We start from the raw sequence: 3,528 nt of genomic DNA on the forward strand, positions 1-3,528 counted from the left end.
CAATACATATAATCTGAAATATTTGGATTTTCTTCATCGTCTGGAAGTTCAACTTCAAAAGTCTCAAACTCAAACACATAAGCTGTTCCTTCAATAAGTTCACCAGTTAAGTCTTTCTGGAAATGAAGCAAAAATGGTCTGTCCTGAAAGAAGTGAACAACTGCAACCGTTTTTCCCGGCAGCGCATAGTAATCGGGCAGGAGTTGCTCAACAGTAGCCGTAAAAGAACCCGAAAACTGTGCAAAATGCTTTTGGCTTTCGGTCATTTGCTGTTTCCCGTCATTATACCCTGCCTCGTAACCAGCGGCATAGCCTTCTTCGTATTCTGCATTGTGCGCATCTGAACTTTGAGCATTATTTCCGCAGCCAACCAATGTAAGTATCAGCACAAGGCCAAGAACTATTGTAGCCCTCTTTTTCATATTGTTTCCTCCTTCCATGTTTTCCTTCGCCTTTATCGGACTTTTCCACAGCTTTTGCAAAATCGTCGAGAAAAAGTTCTGTATCTTTTTCATTCGAACCACTTTACCCCATTATTAGAATTGAAAATTAGTAGCCCTTTGATATAAATAAGTAAACGATGAATCCACCCCACAAAACAACTTCAGCAATTATCAAACACTTCAAGTGTTGCTGCAATTATTCGGGGTCAATTTCGCCTTTTTTCAGAAAATCATAAATTGAATTTCGCAATTTATCTATGTCTTCCTGCTTGATTTCCAGTTTCAAATAAAAATTTTTTCCGAAAAGGAGCTGGTGCATCCCATAATATATTGAAAGCAATATTAAAAATGAAGTAATACTTACAAGCGCTGGCTGGGTCCAGCTTATTGTCATACCTTCTACCGATGTAAGATTTCTATAAAAAACAATATCACTTAAACCAGCTACAAACAACAGAAAATTCCAAACCAAAAATGTATATAAAGTTTTCTTCATTGTCTATACCTTCTTTCACTACTGCCCACATCGCTGGCAATATCGAATTCCTACTTTATTTTTATGCTCTCAATTTTTACAAATCATCAAACCTACCCTCCTTGCTTTTTGTTTAGATAACGAAATTCAAGCCTATTTTATTTCGTTTGTCCACAAAATTTTTCAAAATCGTATAGCTGCACATAAATTTCTAGAAAACTTGTAGCACAATCACGATTTTTCTTTTCATTCAATCAAACCACCACGGCAGTTCCAGCCACAGGTTATCCATATCCCCCACCGACTTGACGGCATTGGTTTGAGTGGCCGCACACCAAAAATCAAGTCTTGGAGGATACTATTATGACAAAATTGCTTTCCTGCCGCTACAATATGGACACCAACCGGGTGGAAGCCCGGTTCGCGGACGGTTCCACCCTTGCCATCGACTGCATCGCCATTGAGGATGAATACGGCAACACCCCGACACGGCGGGCGGAACTGGACTGGCTGCTGTACAATAAGCCGCTGGAGTATGCCCAGCTTGTGCTGGGTGGTGAGATTGAGCATTATCTCTCACTTGGCTGTGACCATGGCATATTAGAAGACTAACCTTTAATTAAAATATCCAAAGCAGACAAAACATCCCTCTACTTTGCAGTCGTTGCAAATAGAGGGATGTTTGTCATCATCACAAGATGAAAAGCTATAAATTTATTTCAATTTTCCTCCACTCTCATAATCGTGTAGAACAGATGTCCCTAGTACCAAGAGAATCACACATATAATGCAGATCCAAGGAGTATCAAACCACAGCGAAATCAGCACTGGAACACAAGAAATCGCTATTATCCAAAAACCAACAGCCAAGAATCTTGATGTCTTTTTCAAGTTGTAGTGTTTTTTCTTGCTATACGCTTCTGCGATTGAATTTTTAGGAATCACCCAAAAATAGATTCCAACAGCAACTAAAAGAATAATCACCCAAAAACTATTGACAAATTTTTCTTGATTGCTTAAAGACATTTGCACTTCCTCGGCATTACGCCCATCCTACAACATTCCATGCATTATAAGTGAACATTTCATTGTGAAAGTTCACAGCAAGAGACTGCGTTTTCCAGTCTTTCGGAACATAGCCTTCGTAGTAATTGTTGTTTTTTGCGGCAGACTTCACATCTGTTATATAATATTTATATGCTTTAAGTTCTGCATTGGAATCACCTCATATCAAGTTTGAATTCATATTCTATGCGTCAAATTGTGACTGATTTCAATGATTTTTTTGGTGATGACTAAGATGTTTTATTTAGCTCATTTCGTCCAATTTGATAGATTTTCTTGTCTTGTTCTTCTACTTCAACAATAAGTCCATCTTTTTGATGATGAACAATCACCGGAATATAAGCATCCGAATCCTCAACCATCAAACAAGTGATTCCATTGTCCCATTTCTCGTCCAACTCCGTTGACAGCATAGAAATAATTTCTTCTCGTGTCATTTTGATTCGCTGTTCACCTCCATTTTTTGCTCCCAATAGGAGCTTTTGTTTAGTCAACGTAGTTCACATTGTGTTTGTGACAGCTTTTTGGAAAAAAGTTTAAGGTCTTGTCAACTTTGGATGTTTCGACAAAAAAACGCCCGCACATTTGTAAGCAATTACAAGTGTGTGGGCAAGAATTAGCCCGTCAGGAAATGCTCTCTGCAATTTTTAGAATCTCTTTACGTGGTATCTTTCCAATAATCGTATGTGAAATGCCATCTTTCTCCCATACTAGTACATATCCTGTATGTCCTCCATTATTACTCGTTCCGAGTGTGGCATCAGCTGTTCCAGCTTTAATGCGCTCATAAACCGTATGCTCATTGTCGAAAGTTTCGACTTGTCCATAGTCTTGAATTATGGAACAGTCCACATAATAAAAGATGTTCTTATCATTGGCATCAACGTAGGCATGAAGGAATGATATTTCGTTATCATATCCTTGTTCATAATCTCGTTCAAAACCGTCCGGCACATAATGATCGTTGTATCCATCCGGCAATCGTTCCAACGGCTCGCCATCCACCTGATATGTCAGCTGCATCTCAACAGGCAGGAACTTCTGAATCATCGTATAAACTGCCTTGCGGAAGTCTGCGCTTACTGCAAGCGCACCGAGGGTCAGAATTACCAGCGTCAGGGCCGCAACAAGCACTCGTTTCAGCACAGGGCGGCGTTTATGCAACGCCGCTTGCAGGCGAGCATCCCATCGGAAAGTATCCGGGTAGCGTTCTTTAAGCTGTGCCGGAGTTGGCAGCTCGTCCAGTTCTTTCTGTGCATCTGCACGGAGTGCCATCATCAAAGCTGCATCAAAAGAGATCTCTGTCCGCTCACTCACGGCTGTTCAACTCCTTCCACAATATTTTTCTTCCACGGAAAAGCCGCATCCGAACTACTTCATCTGTCAGTCCAAGCGATTCTGCAATCTCCCGGTTTGTGTAGCCCATCGCCAAAAGGCGCAGAGGATCACGGTACATCGGTTTCATCTGTCCGATCAGTTCTGTCAGGTGTTGGATGTTATCGGTGCTGACTACGGCATCATCTGGCACTGGGGCATCATCTGGTG

General features: G+C 40.9%; 7 protein-coding genes. 1 reads left to right on the top strand and 6 read right to left on the bottom strand.

Annotated elements, in window-relative coordinates:
• Positions 1 to 515 (bottom strand): hypothetical protein (locus tag ACT8X9_RS13060; RefSeq protein WP_444269283.1); only part of this gene is annotated, 515 nt, incomplete at its 3' end.
• 124 nt (positions 516 to 639) lie between these two features.
• The gene (locus ACT8X9_RS13065; protein WP_444269284.1) at positions 640 to 939 is read right to left on the bottom strand and encodes a hypothetical protein; all 300 of its coding nucleotides are present in this window, start codon (positions 937 to 939) and stop codon (positions 640 to 642) included.
• A gap of 342 nt (positions 940 to 1,281) precedes the next feature.
• Here ACT8X9_RS13065 and ACT8X9_RS13070 point away from each other — a divergent pair, with 342 nt between their 5' ends.
• A complete protein-coding gene (locus ACT8X9_RS13070; protein ID WP_118526362.1) occupies positions 1,282 to 1,530 on the top strand; it encodes a DUF6061 family protein in 249 nt (82 codons plus the stop codon).
• Between the two features lie 102 nt (positions 1,531 to 1,632).
• On the opposite strand, the gene ACT8X9_RS13075 is transcribed toward ACT8X9_RS13070, so the two are convergent.
• The 4 genes from ACT8X9_RS13075 to ACT8X9_RS13090 all read right to left on the bottom strand — a co-directional run.
• Positions 1,633 to 1,944 carry a hypothetical protein gene (locus ACT8X9_RS13075; RefSeq protein WP_044959580.1) on the bottom strand — a complete coding sequence of 104 codons (312 nt, stop codon included), beginning with the start codon at positions 1,942 to 1,944 and terminating at the stop codon, positions 1,633 to 1,635.
• Between the two features lie 269 nt (positions 1,945 to 2,213).
• Positions 2,214 to 2,477 (bottom strand): hypothetical protein, encoded by a 264-nt coding sequence (locus tag ACT8X9_RS13080; protein WP_414000827.1) that lies wholly within the window; start codon positions 2,475 to 2,477, stop codon positions 2,214 to 2,216.
• Between the two features lie 130 nt (positions 2,478 to 2,607).
• A complete protein-coding gene (locus ACT8X9_RS13085) occupies positions 2,608 to 3,300 on the bottom strand; it encodes a DUF4367 domain-containing protein (protein ID WP_444269285.1) in 693 nt (230 codons plus the stop codon).
• On the bottom strand, positions 3,293 to 3,528 hold a 236-nt coding region (locus tag ACT8X9_RS13090), incomplete at its 5' end, for an RNA polymerase sigma factor (RefSeq protein WP_444269286.1). The genes ACT8X9_RS13090 and ACT8X9_RS13085, both read right to left, overlap by 8 nt.

It is taken from the genome of Faecalibacterium sp., from assembly GCF_052358865.1.
Classification (GTDB): domain Bacteria; phylum Bacillota; class Clostridia; order Oscillospirales; family Ruminococcaceae; genus Faecalibacterium; species Faecalibacterium butyricigenerans.

Bases quoted from the DNA above. Each gene is read 5' to 3' on its own strand.
- ACT8X9_RS13065 (WP_444269284.1), bottom strand. From the start codon at position 939: ATGAAGAAAACTTTATATACATTTTTGGTTTGGAATTTTCTGTTGTTT.
- ACT8X9_RS13070 (WP_118526362.1), top strand. From the start codon at position 1,282: ATGACAAAATTGCTTTCCTGCCGCTACAATATGGACACCAACCGGGTG.
- ACT8X9_RS13075 (WP_044959580.1), bottom strand. From the start codon at position 1,944: ATGTCTTTAAGCAATCAAGAAAAATTTGTCAATAGTTTTTGGGTGATT.